The organism is Actinomadura geliboluensis (genome assembly GCF_005889745.1).
GTDB lineage: Bacteria > Actinomycetota > Actinomycetes > Streptosporangiales > Streptosporangiaceae > Spirillospora > Spirillospora geliboluensis.
In genome coordinates this window covers 1-17,840 of the sequence record NZ_VCKZ01000170.1, presented here as the reverse complement: position 1 = coordinate 17,840, position 17,840 = coordinate 1, and the positions used below count along the sequence as shown (strand labels likewise).

The following is a 17,840-nucleotide window of genomic DNA, read 5'->3' as shown; positions in this document are numbered from 1 at the left end:
CGGAAGGCGGTGTCCAGGGCGAGTTCGCCGCGCGGGTCCACGTTGACCATGCAGACCTTGTGGTCGCCGTCCAGGTGGGACGTGAAGAGCATGTAGTTCGCCACGGCGATGCGGCTGATCTGGTCGGTTTCGCGGTAGAGGCCGTTGGGGGCGGCGCGGAAGTTGTCCATGGCCGCCCAGTGCGGGCCGCCCGTGCTGGGGTCGTTGAGTTCGAGGGCGCTGACCAGGGCCGGGCAGTCGCGTTCGGTGCCGCCGGCGGCGACCTCGGCGAGGGTGTCGATCCTGCACTTGGCCTTGGGGCCGGCGGCCAGCAGGCGGCGGATGTCCAGGGTGTAGATCATCCCGGCCTGCTGGTGGGCGGGCGGTGAGCCGGCGAGGCCGCCGGTCAGGACGACGTGGTAGAGGAAGCGGTCGTCGGGGCTGACCTGCAGCCAGCCGCCGCCGTCGAGCGCGGAGGTCGGGGTGTCGGTGGGGAAGAGGCGCTTGAAGGCGGTGTAGTCGTCGAAGACCTCGCGCCACTGCGGGTGGGGGACGGTGATGTCGGGGGCGTAGTAGACGGTGCCGCCTGGCATGCTGGACGCGAACGCGCCGCGGTGGCCGCGCCGGTGGGTGACGGTGGTCTCCATGATGCCGCGCGGCTCCTCGCCGAACGGGGTGGCCTCCTGGCGCGGGCCGTCCGGCATGCGGGAGACCGAGCGCAGCCGCGGGCGGTCGCGGTCGGCGATGTCGAAGACGCGGACGGTGTCGCGGTTGCCGTTGGGCGCGCCGCCCTCGATCTCGGGGTTGATCAGCAGCCGGGGCTCGGCGAAGTCGCTGGCGACGGCGACGCCGAGGTCCTCACGGACGCCGAGGCCGTGCGGGTTGGCGCAGGTCGGGACGGCGATGGGCGGCAGGCTGGGGCAGTGCTCGGCGCCCTCGGAGCGTCCGGTGGCGGCGGGGGCCTCGGTGAGCACGCGGCCGTCGCGGTCGAGCCGGACGATCTCGCCCGGGGTGCCGGCGAAGCCGTTGCCGAGCCGGGTCTCGCCGTGGGTGTAGGTGCAGGGGCCGGCGATGTTCGGGCCGCCCATGAACGTGGCGTACGCGGTGCCGTCGGCGAGCGTGGTCACGGCGTCGGGGGCCGAGCCGCAGGGGGTGTCCTCGGGGAGGGTGATGCCGGTCAGTTTGATCATCGGTAGCCGGCTGACGTCGAAGACGTACACGGTGTCGGAGAAGATGCCCCCGGCGTACACCCGGTCGCCCTTGCGCCAGGTGTACTGCATGTGGTGCGGCTCGTTGCCGGTCTTGCCGCCGATGGTGACGGTGTTGACGACCTTGCCGTAGTCGGGGGTGCCGCGGGTGGCGTCGACGACGGCGAGGAAGTCGGGGTCGGGGGTGCCGCTGTCACCAGGCCCGGAGTCGCCGGCCCAGACGAGCAGCCATTCCTTGCGGCGCCCGTCCGGTGCGGGGCTGCGGGCGGCGTCGGTGAGGTGGTTGGTGGCCGAGTAGGACGCGCCGTCCGAGCCGGTGACGCGGGAGCGGACGGTGACGACGCCCGCGGCGGCGCCGGCCGCGGTGGTGGCGGCGACCGCGCCCCCGCCCGCCAGCGCGCAGCAGGCGGTGGCCAGGACGGCGGTTCTTCCACGGAGGCGGGCGTGCGGCCTGGAACCAGTCATCGGCTCTCTCCTGCGGGCGCGTGGCACGGCCGCCGGTACGGCCGCGGATCCGTACGTTACTAATCCTTTTTAAAGAAAAGCGAGAGGCGATTCAGTCCGGATACGGCCAGCGGAGGGGGCGGGGCGCCCGGGTCAGGTGAGCCAGGCGGCGGGCCCGGCGCCGCCGTGGCCGAGCGGCGGGAACAGCTCCTCCAGCCGCGCCGACTCGTCGGCGGCCAGCGGTGCGCACAGCGCGCGGAGGGCGCCGTCGACGTGGGCGGGGGTGCGCGGGCCGATGACCGGCGCGGTGACGTCCGGCCGGGACAGCACCCACGCCAGGCCGACCTCGGCGGGGTCGCGGCCGAACTCCCGGCACAGCGCCTCGTACCGCTCGATCGTGCCGCGCAGGGCCGGCAGCGCCGCCTCGGCCCGCCCCTGCGCCGACTTCACCGCGGTGCCCTCGGCCAGCTTGCGCAGGACGCCGCCGAGCAGCCCGCCGTGCAGCGGCGACCACGCCAGCACCCCGGCGCCGTAGTGCCGCGCGGCCGGGATGACCTCCAGCTCGGCGTGCCGGACGGCCAGGTTGTACAGGCACTGCTCGCTGGCGAGGCCGGGCAGCGAGCGCCGGCGTGCCGCCTCCTGACCTGCGGCGATGCCCCAGCCGGGGAAGTTCGAGGAGCCGGTGTAGCGGATCTTGCCCTGGCGGACGAGGGTCTCCATCGCCGTCCAGATCTCCTCCCAGCCGACGCCCGGGTCGGGGCGGTGCAGCTGGTACAGGTCGATCCAGTCGGTGCGCAGCCGGCGCAGCGACTCCTCGCAGGACGCGATGATGTTGCGGGCGGACAGGCCCCGGTCGTTCGGGCCGCGGTCCATCGGCTCGCCGACCTTGGTGGCGAGGACGACGCCGTCCCGGCGGCCGGGGCGGGCGGCCAGCCAGCGGCCGACGACCTCCTCGGCGTGGCCCTTGTGCACCCGCCAGCCGTAGATGTTGGCGGTGTCGACGAAGTCGATGCCCTCGGCCGCCGCGTGGTCGAGCAGCCGGTGCGCCGCCGGCTCCTCGACCCGGCCGCCGAAGTTGACCGTGCCGAGGGCGAGCCTGCTCACCCGCAGCCCGGTGGCCCCCAGCCGGACGTGCCGGTCGTCGTCGGACATGCGTTCCCTCCAGCCCGCGGCGAACAGCGTACTATCTTATAATTAAGTAGGTGCGTTATCTACGCCACCCGCCGCCCGCAAGGAGGCGCCGTTGGACACCCGATCCGGCCCGCTCCTGCTGGCGCCCGCCGCGCCCGGCGTCGGCGACCTGGCCAGGCGCCTCGCCGCCTCGGCGGCGCACGTGCCGCGCCCCCCGGCCTGGGCGGTGGCGTGGCTCGCCGAGCGCCGCGACCGGAACCCCTTCGAGGTGACCGGGGTCCCGTTCGCCCGGCTGGACGGGTGGGCCTTCGCGCCCGGCTCCGGGGACCTCGTCCACCGCAGCGGCCGGTTCTTCTCCGTGGAGGGCATCCGGGTGCGCGCCGGCCGCGGCCCGGTCCGCACGTGGGAGCAGCCGATCATCAACCAGCCGGACGTCGGGGTGCTCGGCATCGTGGCCCGGGAGATCGACGGCGTGCTGCGCTTCCTGATGCAGGCGAAGGCGGAGCCCGGCAACGTCAACACCGTCCAGCTCTCCCCGACGGTGCAGGCCACGGCGAGCAACTTCCAGCGCGTGCACGGCGGCGCGCCGTCCCGCTACCTGGAGTACTTCGCCCGCGACGGGCTCGCCCGCGTCCTCGTGGACGTGCTCCAGTCCGAGCAGGGGGCCTGGTTCCGGGGCAAGCGCAACCGCAACATCGTGGTGGAGACCACCGGGCCGGTCGACGTCCACGACGACTTCGCCTGGTTCACGCTCGGCGAGCTGTACGCGCTGCTGCGGCTGCCGAACGTCGTCAACATGGACGCCCGGACCGTGCTGTCGTGCCTGCCGCTGCCGGTCGCGGCCGATCCCGCGGACGGGTTCGGCGCGGCGCTGCGGCGCTCGGCGCGCGCCCTCGACCGGGGCGCGCTGCACCGGCCCGGCGAGGTGCGCGGCTGGCTCACCGCCCGCAAGATGGCGCACACGCTGGACGTGCGGCCGGTGCCGCTGGACGCGGTGGAGGGCTGGCGCCGCGACGACCGGGAGATCTTCCACACGGGCGGCCGCCACTTCACCATCTCCGGGGTCCGGGTGCGGGCGAGCAACCGGGAGGTGCGGGACTGGTGCCAGCCGCTGCTGCGCCCGCGCGGCACGGGCCTCGCGGTGTTCCTGGCCCGGCCGATCCGCGGCGTCCTGCACGTGCTGGCCCGCGCCGACCTCGCGCCCGGCCACCGCGACGTCGTCGAGGTCGGGCCGACCGTGCAGTGCACGCCCGCCGACCAGGCGCGGCTGCCGCCCCCGGACCGGGCCCGCTACCTGGACCTGGTCACCGCCGGGGGCGGCGCCGTCCGCTACGACGTGGAGCAGTCGGAGGAGGGCGGCCGGTTCCAGCGGGCGGTGACCCGCAACCAGATCGTCCAGGTGGACGACGACTTCCCGCTGGAGGTGCCGCCGGACTTCCGGTGGCTGACCGTGGCGCAGCTCCGCGAGCTGACGCGGGCGAGCTACCAGGTGAACATCGAGGCCCGCACGCTCGCCCTCTGCCTGCACGCCCTCCGCTGACCCGGCCCGCTCCACCGCCCCCGCCCGCTCCATTGCTCCGGCCCGCTCCATCGGCCCGGCCCGCGGTTCAGCCGAGCGGGTCGGCGGCGTGCGCGGGCTCCGACGCCGTCGCCTCGTCCGGCGCGGCCTCCTCTTCCCCGCGCGGCACCTTGATCAGCCAGATCAGGGGCAGGCAGAGCAGGCTGAGCACCATGGCGCCGGCGAACGCGGCGTGCATCCCGGACGCGAACGCCTCGTGCGCCTGCCGGACGACGGCCGACACCAGCTCGTCCGGCGTCCCGGGCGGCACGGGCGCGGCCCCCAGCGCGACCGACTCGGTGTCCATCCGGTCGGCGATCCCGGCGGGGACGCCGGCGCCGGTGAGCTTGCCGGCCAGCCCGTTCTCCACGACCAGCGCGATCGCGGTGCCGACGGAGGCGACGCCGATCGCCGGGCCGAGGCTGCCCATCGTCTCGCCGACGCCGGAGGCGACCCCGGCGAGCCGCTTCGGGGCGCTGCTGATGACGACCTCGGTGCCGATGGGCACGATGAAGCTCATGCTGATGCCGAGCGCGATGAGGTAGGGCCACAGCGCGTGGTACCCGGTGTCGACCCCGGCGCGGGTGATGCCGAACAGCCCGACCATCAGCAGCACGGTGCCCGCGAGCAGCGGCGGGCGCGGGCCGAGCTTCTGGTTGAGCAGCCCGCCGAGCGGCGCCGCGATGATCCCGGTCGCCGGGATCGGCAGCAGTTCCAGCCCCGCGCGCAGCGCCCCGGCGCCCTGGACGTTCTGGAAGTACAGCGCCAGGTGGAACCAGGCCGCGAACATCACGCCGGAGCCGAGCAGGAGCAGCAGGTTGCCGCCCGCGAAGGCGCGGGACCGGAACAGCTCGGGCGGCGTCAGCGGCTGGCCCGCCGTCCGCTCCCGCAGGGCGTACAGGACGCCGGCGGCCAGCGCGACCGCGAAGCAGGCGAGCGGCAGCGCGCCGGTCCAGCCGCGCTCGGGCACCTGGTTGATGCCGAGGACGAGCGCGAGGATCGTGACGGTGAGCAGCGCCATGCCGGGCAGGTCGACGCGGCGCCGGGCGTCCTGCGGCGGGGTGGGCGCGATGAGCGCGAGCACCATGGCGAGGGCGATCAGGCCGCCGATGACGTTGATGTAGAAGGCCCAGCGCCAGCCGGCGTACTCGACGACGACCCCGCCGAGGAACGGGCCGGACGCCGACGACAGCGCGAACGTGCCCATGAAGACGCCGACGGCGACCTTCAGCTTGTCCTCGGGGAAGGTCAGCCGCAGGATCGCCAGCGCGGACGGCAGCAGGCTGGCGCCGAACGCGCCCTGCACCACCCGGAACGCGATCAGCGTCCCGATGTCCTGGGCGACGCCGACCAGGCCGGACGCCGCGATGAAGCCGACCAGGCCGATCAGGAAGACCCGCCGCTGGCCGAACCGGTCGCCGAGCTTGCCCGCGGTGACGAGGGTGGCGGCGTAGGCGAGCATGTACCCGGTGGTGACCCACTGGAGCTCCGCCAGCCCGGTGTGCATCTCCGCGCCGATGGTCGGGTTGGCCACGGTGACGACCATGGCGTCGACGCCGTGCATCATCGCCGACAGGGCCAGGGCCAGCAGCCCGAGCCACAGCCTGGCCGGGACGGGCGCGGCGGGGGCGGCGGGCGCCTTCTTCACATCCATCGGTGACTCCTCGGGCTGGGGGCCGGCGGCCGGGGTCGGGTCTGCGGGGTCACGTCCGCGGGGTCAGATCTCCAGGCCCGGGGGCGAGTGGTCGGCGACGACGGCCAGCTCGATGTCGTGCTCCAGGAGCGCCTTGAGCGCGCACAGCGTCATGGTGAAGCCGCCGGTGGAGTCGGCGACGCGGGCGACGGCGGTGTCCCCGTCGCCGCTGAAGCCGGTCTCGGTGACCTGGACGTAGGTGGTGTCGTCCTTCCACGGGACGAAGCGCAGCGTGACCGTGGTGGCGGCGTCCTCCGGGCCCCAGTCGAAGACGATCCGCTCGCCCTCCTCGGCCTCCTTGACCCGGACGTCCACCGACGCGCCGTACATCTCCCACTCCCACCGGACGGTGGTCCCGGGCACGAGCTTGCCGCTGCTCTTGGTGAACCAGAAGCGGGTGGTGACCGCCGGGTCGGCGAAGGCGCGGAACACCTCCGCGGCGGGGCGCCGGATGAGCATCCCCTCCTTGACCATGGGCGGGCGGGTGAGCGTGAAGGCTGCTTGTGACATGGGATTTCCCCTCTCTGGCGGTGCCGCCGGAGCATCCGCGCGGACGTCTCCGGCCCTACCCTCCATCTCGATATGCAACCAGATGACTGCCTGTTATCGCAAGGGTCGACCCGCATCCCGGCTCCCGCATTTGATTGAGAAACATATAGTTATTTGCCGGGAGCTGACCTATGATCCGGGGCATGGCGTCCTCGGCCTTCAGCACCGAAGTGGACTTCCCCGAACTCACCGACGACTTCCTCCGGCTCACCCGGAGCATCGGCTGGTGCACCGTCGCCACCGTGGACCGCAAGGACCGGCCCCGCAGCCGCATCCTCCACGTCTCGTGGGAGATCGGCCGGGACGCCGGCGGCGACCGCCCGATCGGCTGGGTCAGCACCCCGCGCTCCCCCGTCAAGACCGCCCACCTGGCCCACAACCCGTTCGTCTCCTGCAGCTACTGGAGCCCGGCGCACGACGCGGTGTTCGCCGACTGCGAGGCGTCCTGGGCCGACGACGAGGCGAGCATCGCGCACGTGTGGGACCTCGTGTCCACCGAGGCCCGCGAACGCGGCTTCGACCCCTACGCCCAGTGGCCCGAAGGCGCCGCCGACCCCGGTTTCCAGGTCCTGCGGCTGGTGCCCTGGCGCGTCCAGATCACCCTCCAAGACCTGGCGCACGGGGAGACCATCGGCTCTTCCCGGGTGTGGCACGCGCAGGACTGAACGCCGGGAGGCGGACCGATGACGACGACCTCGCCGGCGCGCGAACCCGTCCTCGCGCCGGGCACCGTCCCCGTGCTCGGGCACGGCCTGCACATGAAGAAGCGGCCGGGCGACTTCCTGCTGTCGCTGCAGAACGGCGACCCGGTGACCGTGATCCGGCTCGGCCGGGAGCGCATGTACGTGGTCAACGACCTGGAGCTGATGCGCCAGGTGCAGCGCGACCCCGACACCTTCATCCGGGGCGGCCCCATCACCGAGCGGTTCCGGCAGATGTTCGGCAACGGGCTCGGCATCTCCGAGGGCGAGACGCACCGCCGGCAGCGGGCGCTGATCCAGCCCGCGTTCCACCGCGACCGCATCGTGGCCTACACCGCGATGATGAGCGACCGGGCCGCCGCCGTGGCCGCGTCCTGGACGGACGGCGCGCGCCTGGAGGTCGACCGGGAGATGGACGACCTCGCCCTCGCCAACGTCACCCAGGTGATCTTCTCGGCGGACGCGGGCCTCGACCACAAGAGGTTCATGACCGCGACGACCACCGTCCTCGGCGGGCTGTTCCGGCAGATCGCCGACACCACCGGGCTGCTGACCCGGCTGCCGACCGCGCGCAACCGCGCCTACCGGGACGCGCAGCGGTACCTGCACGGCACCATCGACCGGGTCATCGCCGACTACCGGGCGGCCGACGCCGACCACGGCGACCTGCTGTCGATGATGATGCGGGCCCGCGGCGACGACGGCGAGCCCGCGATGACCGACCGGCAGGTGCACGACGAGGTCGTCACCTTCTTCATCGCCGGGAGCAACACGATCAGCAACACCCTGTCGTGGACGTTCCACGAGCTGGCGCGGCACCCGGAGGTCGAGCGGCGGCTGCACGAGGAGGTGGACGCGGTCCTCGGCGGCCGGGCCGCCGGGTACGACGACGTGAAGGCGCTCGACTACACGCGCCGGGTGCTGGACGAGACGATGCGCTACCGCACGCAGGGCGTGTTCCAGAGCAAGGTGGCCGCGTCCGACACCGTGCTCGGCGGCTACCGGATCCCGGCCGGGGCGCCGGTCCTCTACAGCTTCCACGCCGTCCACCACAACCCGTCGGTGCATCCCGACCCGGAGCGCTACGACCCCGACCGGTGGCTGCCGGAACGGGCCGCCGACCTGCCGCGCGGCGCGTTCACGCCGTTCGCGGTCGGCCCGCACGGCTGCATCGGCGACCAGTTCGCCCGGGTGGAGATGGTCGTGACGCTGGCGACGATCGCCGCCCGGTGGCGGCTGGTGCCGGTCCCCGGGCACACGCCCCGGCCCAAGCCGGCGATCACGATGCCGGTGGACGCGCTCCCGATGACCGCCCACGCGCGCGGCGCCTGACGCCGCGCCTGACGCCCCGACTGACGCCCCGCCGGAGAAGGACGCACGAGAAGGAGACGCCATGCCTGACCAGCCCGGGCTCACCGCCGACCAGATCGGCGAGTACTACGACGACATCGGCGGGCTGGTCGAGCTCGTCGGCGGGAACCTGCACGTCGGGTACTGGGAGGACGGCGACCGCGGCACGTTCCTGGCGGGGCTGCTGCGCCTCACGTCGATGCTGGAGGAGCGGCTGGAGCCGCGCGCCGGGCAGCGCGTCCTGGACGTGGGCTGCGGGGTCGGCGAGCCGGCCGTCCGGATCGCGCAGCACCACGACGTCCGGATCACCGGGATCACGCTCAGCCACTGGCAGGTGCGCGAGGCGACCCGCCGGGTGATCTCCGGCGGCGTGCGCGGGCAGGTGGAGATCGAGCACGCCGACGCGACCGCGCTGCCGTATCCCGACGCGTCCTTCGACGCGGTGCTGGCGTTCGACTCGCTCGCCAACGCCGAGGACAAGGGACGCTGGCTGAGCGAGATGTTCCGGGTGCTGCGGCCGGGCGGCCGGTGCGTGTTCACCGACTATCCGCGGCTGTCGGACCCGACCGACGCGGAGATGGCGGTGCTGCGGGACGCCGCCCTGTTCGACCCGGCGCCGGCCGGGGAGATCGTCAAGCGCGCCGAGGCCGCCGGGTTCGAGATCCTGGAGGCGCTCGAGTGCGCCCGGAACGTGCGCCGCTACTACGACGAGGTCCTGGTCCGGCTGGAGTCGCTGCGTCCCGTCCTGGACGCGGACTACGGCCCGGAGAAGATGGCGATGTTCGAGCAGGCGCTGAAGACGTCCTACGGCATCTGCCGGGAGCGGCTCGGCTACCTGATCGTCACGTGCCGCAAGCCCGGCGCGTGAGCCCGGGGCCGCCGCCCGCCTCGCCCGCGCACTGGAAGGGCCGCCGGGTCCTGGTCACCGGCGGTGGCGGTTTCCTCGGGACGTGGTTCGCGCGCCGGCTCGCGGAGATCGGCGCGGAGGTCGTCGCCGTGCACCGCCCCCGCCCGGAAGGGCCCCTGCCGGACGGGCTCGGGGACGGCTGGGCCCTGGCCGAGGCCGACCTGCGCTCGCCCGCCGAGGTGGAGTCGCTGCTGCGCGGACCGGCGGCGGGCACCGACACCGTCGTGCACTGCGCCGCCGTCTACGGCGACAGCGCGTTCAAGCGGCGGCACGGCGGGACGCTGCTGGCGGCCAACACCCGGCTCGTCTCCACCGTGCTCGACGCGGCGCGCAGGCACGGCGCCGGCACGCTGGTGCTGATCAGCTCGACCGAGGTGTACTCGGCGGCGCTGACCGGGCCGATCCGGGAGGAGGACGACCACCGCGCCCGCCCGGACCTGTCGGGTGACGGCTACGCCCTGGCCAAGGTCTTCGCGGAGCTGCTGGCGGACGAGTACCGGCGCGAGTTCGGCATGACGGTGTTCACGGCGCGTCCGGCGAACGTGTACGGGCCGGGCGACGGCCTCGGCCCCCGGCCTCCGCTGGCGGTCCCGGCGATGCTGCGGCGGCTCGCGGCGGGCGAGCCGGTGCCGGTCTGGGGCGGCGGACGGCAGCGCCGCTCGTTCGTCCACGTCGAGGACATGGTGGAGGCCGTCCTGCAGATGGTCGCGTCCGGTGCCTTCGACACCTTCAACGTCGCCGCGCCCGGGACGGTGTCGATGCTGGAGCTGGCGCACCTGGTCGCCGCCGAGTTCGGCGCGCCGGACCGGGTGGAGCTGCGGCCCGACCTGCCGGGCGGCCCGCCCGTCCGGGAGTTCGACACCACACGCATGCGGCGCGTCGTCGACTTCGAGCCGCGCCCCCTGCGGACCGGGATCGCCGATACCGTCCGGTGGTTCCGCGAAGGCGGCGGAGGCCCGCGATGACGGACCCGATCGACGCGTCGTTCCGCGCGCTGCCGCTGGCCGAGGCGGCCGGGGCCGCGCTGGCCCGCGCCGAGCGGCTGGGCGCGCGGCACGCCCGGGTCCGCGTGGCTCGCATCCGGGAGGCGGCCGGGTTCCTGCGCGACGGCCGTCCGGCGGGCGGCCACGACACCACCCGGACCGGCCTCGGCGTGTCGGTCGTGCACGGCGGCGCGCGCGGCTTCGCCGGGTGCGCGGAGCCGGCGCCGCGCGCCGCCGAGGACGCCGCCGAGCGGGCGGTCGCCGCCGCCCGCGTCGCCGCCGGGATCGGGCCGCCGGCCGCCGAGCCCGCCGCGGAGCCGGTGCACCGCGACGCGGTCTGGGCGTCCGCGTACGAGATCAACCCGTTCGACGTGCCGGCCGCCGAGCGCCTCGCGCCGCTGGCCGACTGGAGCCGCCGGCTGCTGGCCGCGCCGGGCGTGGCGCACGTGCACGCCAAGCTGGTCGCCGTCCAGGAGAACGCCTACTACGCCGACCTGGCGGGCACGGTGACGCTCCAGCAGCGGATCCGGGTCCACCCGATGCTGGTGGCGGCCGGGGCGGACCCGCGCACCGGCGGCGCCGGCACCCTGCGCACCCTCGCCCCGCCGACCGCGCGCGGCTGGGAGTACCTGACCGGCACCGGCTGGGACTGGGACGCCGAGATCGCCGGGCTGCCCGCGCTGCTGGCCGCCAAGCTGCGCGCCCCCGCCGCCGAGCCGGGCCGCCTCGACCTGGTGATCGACCCGTCCAACCTGTGGCTCACCCTGCACGAGACGGTCGGGCACGCGACCGAGCTGGACCGGGCCGCCGGCCACGAGACCGGCTACGCGGGCGGCTCGTTCGTCCGGCCGGAGTCGCTCGGCTCGCTGCGGTACGGGTCGGAGCTGATGAACGTGACCGCCGACCGCACCGCCCCGCAGGGCCTCGCCACCGTCGGGTTCGACGACGAGGGCGTCGCGGCCGGGGCCTGGGACCTGGTGTCGGACGGCGTGCTGACCGGCGTCCAGACCGACCGGCACACCGCGCCGCTGATCGGGGCGGAGCGCTCGACCGGCTGCGCGTACGCCGAGTCGGCGCTGCACGCGCCGATGTCGCGGATGCCGAACGTGTCGCTGCGCCCCGCCCCCGCCGGGCCCGGCGTCGAGGAGCTGATCGGGACGGTGGACGACGGCCTGTACGTGGTCGGCTCGGGGAGCTGGTCGATCGACACGCGGCGGCGCGGGTTCCAGTTCACCGCGCAGCGCTGCCACCGCATCCGGCGCGGGCGGCTCGCGGGCCAGGTCCGCGACGTCGCCTACGGCGGCGAGACCACCGCGTTCTGGGGGTCGCTCGCCGGGGTGGGCGGCCCCGGGACGTACCGGATGTTCGGCGCCGACCTGTGCGGCAAGGGGCAGCCGCTGCAGATCGCGCCCGCCGGGCACGGCTGCCCGGCGGCGCTGTTCACCGGGGTCGCCGTCCGCGACGCGGCCGGGGAGGCGGGGCTGTGAGCCGGACCCGGCAGGACGCTCCGCCGTCGCCCGCCGCGCTCGCCGAACGGGCCGCCGCGGCGAGCGGAGCGGACGAGTGCGTCGTGACCGTCGAGGTGCGCGGCGGCGCGCACCTCCGCTGGGCGAACAACGCCGTCACCGCGTCGGGGCACGTCCATGACCACCGGGTCACCGTCGTGTCGGCCGTGGCCCGGCGGGACGGGATCGCGGTCGGCAGCGTGACCGGCCAGGCCGATCCCGGCGGCGAAGTGGACGGCCTGGTCGAGGCCGCCGACGCAGCCGCCCGCTCGGCCCCTGCCGATCCGGACGCCACGGGCCCGGTAGGGGACCGCGCGTCGCCGGACTGGGCCGATCCTCCCGCTGAGGCCCCCGCCGCACTGCTCGCGCCGGTCGCGGCGTCACTGCGGTCGGCGGTCGACCGCGCCAATGCGGAAGGACGGCTGCTCTACGGGTACGCCGAGCGAGGTTTCCGCACCAGTTACGTCGCGTCGAGCACCGGCCTGCGGCTCCGGCACGTCCAGCGCGAAGGGCTGCTCGACCTCACCGTGCGCGGCTCCAATGGCGCGGGCCAGGTCTGGGCGGGCAACGGCTGGACGGGTTCGCAGGCGGACGACGACGTCGCCGCCCTACACGAGCGCCTGCGCGACCGCCTGCACCCCGAACTGCCGCGCGCCGAACTCCCCGAAGGCCGCTACGAGGTACTGCTGTCGCCGTCCTGCGTGGCCGACCTGATGCTGCACCTGTACCGGGCGGCCGGAGCCGGAGACGCGGCGGACGGCGCGTCCCCCTTCGCCGATCCGGGTGTCGGCACGCGGCTCACGCCGATGCCGCTCAGCCTGGAGTCCGGGCCCGGCCTTCCGGGGCTGGAGTGCGCGCCGTTCCTGCTGCCCGGCGCCGCCGACGAGTTCGCGGCCGGGCTCGCCGCCCCGGAGGACGCGGGCCTGCCGCTCTCCCCCACGGAGTGGATCTCCGGCGGGACGCTCGCGGCCCTCGTCCAGACCCGCCGGACGGCCGCTCGCACCGGGCTGCCGCTCACCCCCTGGATCGGCAACCTGCGGCTGTCCGGCCCGCCCGGCGGGCGGACGCTGCCGGAGATGGTGGCCGCCACCGACCGCGCCGTGCTGATCGACTGCGTCTGGTACGTCCGGACGGTCGACGCCGCGACGCTGCTGCTCACCGGGCTCACCCGCGACGGCGTCCACCTGGTCGAGCACGGCGAGATCACGGCGGCGCTGCCCGACCTGCGCTTCACCGAGAGCCCCGTGCACCTGCTGCGGCGCGTCACCGAGGTGGGCCGCACCGGCCCCGCGCTGCCCCGCGAGTGGGGCGACGGCTTCACCCGCACGGCGATGCCGCCGCTGCGCGTCGAGGGCTTCCCGCTGTTCCCGAGCGAAAGGGCGACCACGTGACCATCTCGGCAACCGGCGCCGGCGCGGCCGCACCGCGCCGCGGCGGCGTCCTCACCCTGGTCGGCGCCGGAGACGTCGACCATCTCGACCCGGCGCTGGCCTACCACACCGTCACGCGCGGCCTGCTGCGCTGCTACACCCGGCAGCTCGTCCAGTACGTGGCGAGCCGGGACCGGGCGGCGGCGGGACGGATCACCGCCGACCTGGCCACCGAGGTGCCCGCCCGCGCCAACGGCCGGCTGAGCGCCGACGGCCGCGTCTACGTGTTCACCCTCCGCAAGGGCGCCGCCTGGCACACCCCGGCGGGCCCGCGCCAGGTCACGGCGGCCGACGTGGTGCGCGGGATCAAGCGGCTGGCGCACCCGCTCGCGCCGTGCCCCGGCCTGCCCTACTACCTGAGCACCATCGAGGGGATGGCCGGGTTCCGGGACGCCCTGGAGCGGGCGCCGCGCGACCCGGCGGCGATCGCCGAGGCGCTGGAGGCCACCGACCTGCCCGGCGTGCGCGCGGACGGCGACGCCGAGGTGGTGGTGACCCTCCGGGAGCCCGCGCACGACCTGCTCAACATGCTGGCGCTGCCGTTCGCGACCCCGGCGCCCGCCGAGTACCTGCCGTTCGTGCCGGGCAGCCCGGAGCTGGACGCAGCGCTCATGTCGAACGGCCCGTACCGCGTCACCCGGTACGTCCCGGAGCGGCGGATCGTGCTGGAGCGCAACCCCTCCTGGGACCCGGCCACCGACGACCTGCGCGCCGCGCACATCGACGGCGTGGACGTGCGGCAGGGCGTCGCCGAAGAAGAGGCGCACCGGCTCGTCGCGGACGGCGAGGCCGACATGCTCTGGGACATCCAGCCCCTCACCGAGCGGCTCCCGGAGCTGCTGGCGTCGAGCGACCCGCGTCTGGAGGTCTACCCGGCCGGGCTGTTCAGCCCGTACCTGGTCGTGAACTTCGCCAGCCCCAATGAAGGCGGCGCGCTCGGGTCGCGGCTCGTCCGGGAGGCGCTGCAGTACGCGGTGGACAAGGAGGCCGTGTCGCGCGTCTGGGGCGGGCCCCGGCTGAACGACATCGCCGACCAGATCCTGCCTCCGCTGTGCGCGGCGCACCGGCCCGTCCGGTACTACGGCACCGACCACGGCCGCGGCGACCCGGCGCGGGCCCGCCGCCTTCTCGCGGAGGCCGGATACGGCGACGGGCTCACCCTCAAGCTGGTGTACCGCGACCGCGACATCCATCCCGAGACCGCCGAGGCCGTCATCAAGGCCATGGACCGGGCCGGGATCACCGTCGAGCCGGTGCCCGCGTCGATCAACGCGCTGTTCGACGAGTACCTGTCCGCACCGGACGCGGTCCGCACCGGCGCCTGGGACCTCGCGCTGACCGGCTGGGAGCCGGACTGGTACGGCGACAACGCCCGCACCTACCTGCAGCCGCTCCTGGACAGCCGGGACGTCGCCCCGGACGGCGACTGGGGCGCCAACTTCGGCCGGTACCGCAGCGAGACCGTCAACGACCTGCTGGCGCGGGCGCTGTCCTGCGGCGACGCCGAGGAGGCCGGGGAGCTGTTCCGGCGGGTGGAGCGGGAGGCGATGCGCGACGCGGGGATCGTCCCGATCCTGTTCGCGCACCAGTACTGGTTCCACTCCACCCGCGTCCGGAACTGGCTGCCCTACCCGGTCCTCAACGGCGACCCGACCAACCTCTGGCTCGCCGAGCGCGCCGGCTGACCTCCGCGACCGGCCGCGTCAGGGCTCCAGCCACAGGTTGGCCAGGTCGAACCAGCGGTCGATGGTGGGCATCGGGACCGCGTCGCGGACGCGCGCCCCGCGCAGGTGCGGGATCGTCGGGGCGTGGACGAGCAGCGGCACGATCGCGGCGTCCGCCATCACCCGCGCGTCCACCCGGTGCCACAGCTCCTCCGCCTCGCCCTGGTCGGTCGCCGACAGCGCCGCCTCGATCAGCCGGTCGGTCTCGGGGTCGCTGTAGCAGCCGTAGTTGCTGGTCCCGCGCGTCTCGTTGGTCTGGAACATCGGCTGGAGGAACGCGCGGCCGTTGTTGCCGAACCAGTCGGGCGTCCAGGCGGGCGCCGACAGGTCCCAGCCGCCCGCGCGCGCGTTGGCGGGGTCCTGGAGGAACGGGTAGTAGTCGGCGTGGCCGAGCGGGATCATCCGCAGCGTGATGCCGATCTTCGCGAGGTCGGCGGCGAGCGATTCGGCGACCTCCGGGTTGGCGTCCACGTCCCGGTGCACCATCGTGAGCGTCAGCCCGTCCGCGTACCCGGCCTCGACCAGCAGCGCCCGCGCCTTCTCCGGGTCGCCCCGGAACCCGGGCGTCGGGTACGGGTCGAGCTCCCGGTAGCCGTAGTTGCCGGGCGGGATCGCCGAGGTCGCGGGCCACATGACGGTCCCCGCGCTCAGCTCGTCGAAGATCGTCACCATGGCGGTGCGGTCCACGGCGTAGGAGATCGCCTGCCGGACCTTCAGCTTCGTCGTCGCGCCGTCCTCGTTCGGGCTGACCATGTTGAAGACGAGGTACGGGTTCAGCGCGTAGCCGAGGTTGTTGCCGGGGTCGGTCGGGTTGACGTCGTAGGGCTCGGTGACCGGGGACGCCCACGACAGGTCGGCGCCGCCCGAGCGGATCCGCTCCCCCACCTGGTCCGGCGTCGCCTTCTCCATCACGACCTCGACGCCGTCGAGGTACTGGTGGCGGATCGGGTCGGTCTCCTGGCGCCACACCGGGTTCCGCTCCATCCGCAGCTCCCGGCCGTGGACGTAGTGGGAGAGCCGGTAGGGGCCGATGGAGCGGACGTTCGCCCGGAAGTCCGGCCCGTCGGGAAGGTAGCCGTCGTACTCGGCGGGGGCGGGCGACCCGAACGTCATCGCGAGGATGTGCGGGAAGTCCAGCGCCGGCCGCACCAGCTCGAACCGCACCGTGTGGTCGTCCACGGCCCGGACGCCCGGGATGTCGTGGGAGTTCTGGAACGCGGCGAGGTCGCGGGCGGTCGGCTCGGTCCCGGCCATGGCGGCGGTGTAGTCGTCGCTGAAGCGGGCGAAGCCGCGGATCGTGCTCGTGTAGTAGTGGATCGCCCCGCCCCGGAACACCGGGTTGGCCGCCCGCTTGAACCCGCGAACCACGTCGTGGGCGGTGACCTCGCGGGCGGGCTCGGTGTCCCACAGCACCCCGCGCCGCAGCGGCACCGTGTAGGTGAGGTGGTCGTCGCTGAGCAGCCCGTTGGCGAGCGTCGGCATCTCGGTCGCCAGGTCGGGGACGGGGACGACCTGCCGCCAGTCGCGCAGCACCGGGATCGGCGGGTAGGCGAACAGCTGCCGGGTGAACAGCCGCAGGATCTGGCCCGACAGCATGTAGTAGGAGCTGGCCGGGTCGACGTGGTCCATGCTGCCCGGCCCGTACAGCCTGAGGACGCCGCCGCGGCGGGGGCTCGCACCGGTCATCGGACGCCCTCGCTTCCCTGCGCCCCGTCCCGCTGGACGGCCCCGTCCTGCCCTGCCCTATCCCGGCCTGCGACGGCGCGGACGCACAGCGCGGTGGACGTCAGCTCGATCCCGCCGCCGTCGTCCGCGTACGGTTCGACGGCGGCGGCCACCGCGTCCCAGACGCCGGGGGCGTCCGGCGAGCCGAACCGGTCGCGGACGGCGTCCAGCAGCGACGGCGGCGACACCGCCTTGTTGAAGTCGGCGTACTCGGCGGCCCGGTCGAGCCGGAACGGCACCGCGAACTCCTCGACCGACACCTCGGCGAACCCGGCCCGGCGCAGCCCGGCGGAGAGCGCGGCCGGGTCGGACATGCTGAACGGCCCCGGCATGCCGGGCGGCGGCGCGGGCAGGTCCAGCAGGCCCGCGAGCACCCGGTAGCCGAGGCCGATCATCGGGACGTCGGGCGGCGGCGCCCACACCGCGGCGGCGAGCACCCCGCCGGGCGCGAGCAGCCGCCGCAGCCCGGCGAAGGCCGCCGCGTGGTCGCAGGCGAACATCAGCCCCCACCGGCTGAGCACCGCGTCGAACGACCCGGCGGGCAGGCCGATGGACTCCACGTCCGCCTGGACGAACTCCAGCGGCGCCAGCGCGGCGGCGTCCGGCGCGGCGGCGGCGCGGCGGCGGGCCGCCGCGAGCATCCGCGGGGAGATGTCCGCGCCGACCACCCGCCCGGTCGGGCCGGCCGCGCGGGCCGCCGACAGCGCGGGCTCGCCGAGACCCGTGGCGACGTCCAGCACGCGGTGGCCGGGGCCGACGCCCGCGAGCTCCAGCAGCCGGCCGGTGACGGCCGCCGCGCCGCGCTCGAAGACGCCCATCGCCTCCTCCCAGCCGGGGCTGATGGCGTCCCACGAGGCGCGCTGCCCCGTCTTGACCGTCGTCGGGTCGATCGATGGTGCCGTCATCGGCGTCCTCCAGGTGGCTCGTCGGGCGGTGGGTGCGGGGCGTGGGAG

14 protein-coding genes are annotated in these 17,840 nt (G+C 74.8%); 8 read left to right on the top strand and 6 right to left on the bottom strand.

Going from position 1 to position 17,840, the window contains the following annotated elements; all coding sequences use genetic code 11:
• Both ETD96_RS22475 and ETD96_RS22470 read right to left on the bottom strand, forming a co-directional pair.
• Window positions 1–1,652 (bottom strand): hypothetical protein (locus ETD96_RS22475; RefSeq protein WP_138638448.1); only part of this gene is annotated, 1,652 nt, incomplete at its 3' end.
• Window positions 1,653–1,784: 132 nt separating this feature from the next.
• Window positions 1,785–2,783: an aldo/keto reductase gene (locus ETD96_RS22470; protein ID WP_138638447.1), complete on the bottom strand. Its 999-nt coding sequence runs from the start codon at window positions 2,781–2,783 to the stop codon at window positions 1,785–1,787.
• 91 nt (window positions 2,784–2,874) lie between these two features.
• Here ETD96_RS22470 and ETD96_RS22465 point away from each other — a divergent pair, with 91 nt between their 5' ends.
• Window positions 2,875–4,302, top strand: a complete 1,428-nt coding sequence (locus tag ETD96_RS22465; protein ID WP_138638446.1) for an NDP-hexose 2,3-dehydratase family protein — start codon at window positions 2,875–2,877, stop codon at window positions 4,300–4,302.
• 67 nt (window positions 4,303–4,369) lie between these two features.
• On the opposite strand, the gene ETD96_RS22460 is transcribed toward ETD96_RS22465, so the two are convergent.
• Both ETD96_RS22460 and ETD96_RS22455 read right to left on the bottom strand, forming a co-directional pair.
• The gene (locus ETD96_RS22460) at window positions 4,370–5,974 is read right to left on the bottom strand and encodes an MFS transporter (RefSeq protein WP_138638445.1); all 1,605 of its coding nucleotides are present in this window, start codon (window positions 5,972–5,974) and stop codon (window positions 4,370–4,372) included.
• Between the two features lie 63 nt (window positions 5,975–6,037).
• Entirely contained in the window at window positions 6,038–6,523 is a 486-nt protein-coding gene (locus ETD96_RS22455) for an SRPBCC family protein (protein WP_205719404.1), read from the bottom strand.
• Between the two features lie 182 nt (window positions 6,524–6,705).
• On the opposite strand from ETD96_RS22455, the gene ETD96_RS22450 reads away from it, so the two are divergent.
• The 7 genes from ETD96_RS22450 (at window position 6,706) to ETD96_RS22420 (ending at window position 15,123) form a co-directional block, all read left to right on the top strand.
• Window positions 6,706–7,227 (top strand): pyridoxamine 5'-phosphate oxidase family protein, encoded by a 522-nt coding sequence (locus tag ETD96_RS22450; protein WP_138638444.1) that lies wholly within the window; start codon window positions 6,706–6,708, stop codon window positions 7,225–7,227.
• 18 nt (window positions 7,228–7,245) lie between these two features.
• Window positions 7,246–8,595: a cytochrome P450 gene (locus ETD96_RS22445; RefSeq protein WP_138638443.1), complete on the top strand. Its 1,350-nt coding sequence runs from the start codon at window positions 7,246–7,248 to the stop codon at window positions 8,593–8,595.
• Between the two features lie 61 nt (window positions 8,596–8,656).
• Complete coding sequence (locus ETD96_RS22440) at window positions 8,657–9,481, top strand: methyltransferase domain-containing protein (RefSeq protein WP_138638442.1); 825 nt, start codon at window positions 8,657–8,659, stop codon at window positions 9,479–9,481.
• The gene (locus tag ETD96_RS22435) at window positions 9,478–10,485 is read left to right on the top strand and encodes an NAD-dependent epimerase/dehydratase family protein (RefSeq protein ID WP_171069175.1); all 1,008 of its coding nucleotides are present in this window, start codon (window positions 9,478–9,480) and stop codon (window positions 10,483–10,485) included. Before ETD96_RS22440 ends, ETD96_RS22435 begins: the two co-directional genes overlap by 4 nt.
• Complete coding sequence (locus ETD96_RS22430; protein ID WP_138638440.1) at window positions 10,482–11,990, top strand: TldD/PmbA family protein; 1,509 nt, start codon at window positions 10,482–10,484, stop codon at window positions 11,988–11,990. Before ETD96_RS22435 ends, ETD96_RS22430 begins: the two co-directional genes overlap by 4 nt.
• On the top strand, window positions 11,987–13,399 hold the full coding sequence (locus tag ETD96_RS22425) for a metallopeptidase TldD-related protein (RefSeq protein ID WP_138638439.1): 1,413 nt from the start codon (window positions 11,987–11,989) through the stop codon (window positions 13,397–13,399). The genes ETD96_RS22430 and ETD96_RS22425 overlap by 4 nt, the downstream gene beginning before the upstream one ends.
• Complete coding sequence (locus ETD96_RS22420; RefSeq protein WP_138638438.1) at window positions 13,396–15,123, top strand: ABC transporter substrate-binding protein; 1,728 nt, start codon at window positions 13,396–13,398, stop codon at window positions 15,121–15,123. Before ETD96_RS22425 ends, ETD96_RS22420 begins: the two co-directional genes overlap by 4 nt.
• Before the next feature lie 18 nt (window positions 15,124–15,141).
• On the opposite strand, the gene ETD96_RS22415 is transcribed toward ETD96_RS22420, so the two are convergent.
• Window positions 15,142–16,848, bottom strand: a complete 1,707-nt coding sequence (locus ETD96_RS22415) for an ABC transporter substrate-binding protein (RefSeq protein ID WP_138638437.1) — start codon at window positions 16,846–16,848, stop codon at window positions 15,142–15,144.
• The gene (locus tag ETD96_RS22410; RefSeq protein ID WP_138638436.1) at window positions 16,845–17,792 is read right to left on the bottom strand and encodes a class I SAM-dependent methyltransferase; all 948 of its coding nucleotides are present in this window, start codon (window positions 17,790–17,792) and stop codon (window positions 16,845–16,847) included. Before ETD96_RS22410 ends, ETD96_RS22415 begins: the two co-directional genes overlap by 4 nt.
• Window positions 17,793–17,840: the final 48 nt, after the last annotated feature.

Bases quoted from the DNA above. Each gene is read 5' to 3' on its own strand.
- ETD96_RS22460 (WP_138638445.1), bottom strand. From the start codon at position 5,974: ATGGATGTGAAGAAGGCGCCCGCCGCCCCCGCCGCGCCCGTCCCGGCC.
- ETD96_RS22410 (WP_138638436.1), bottom strand. From the start codon at position 17,792: ATGACGGCACCATCGATCGACCCGACGACGGTCAAGACGGGGCAGCGC.
- ETD96_RS22415 (WP_138638437.1), bottom strand. From the start codon at position 16,848: ATGACCGGTGCGAGCCCCCGCCGCGGCGGCGTCCTCAGGCTGTACGGG.
- ETD96_RS22445 (WP_138638443.1), top strand. From the start codon at position 7,246: ATGACGACGACCTCGCCGGCGCGCGAACCCGTCCTCGCGCCGGGCACC.
- ETD96_RS22450 (WP_138638444.1), top strand. From the start codon at position 6,706: ATGGCGTCCTCGGCCTTCAGCACCGAAGTGGACTTCCCCGAACTCACC.
- ETD96_RS22470 (WP_138638447.1), bottom strand. From the start codon at position 2,783: ATGTCCGACGACGACCGGCACGTCCGGCTGGGGGCCACCGGGCTGCGG.
- ETD96_RS22455 (WP_205719404.1), bottom strand. From the start codon at position 6,523: ATGTCACAAGCAGCCTTCACGCTCACCCGCCCGCCCATGGTCAAGGAG.
- ETD96_RS22430 (WP_138638440.1), top strand. From the start codon at position 10,482: ATGACGGACCCGATCGACGCGTCGTTCCGCGCGCTGCCGCTGGCCGAG.
- ETD96_RS22440 (WP_138638442.1), top strand. From the start codon at position 8,657: ATGCCTGACCAGCCCGGGCTCACCGCCGACCAGATCGGCGAGTACTAC.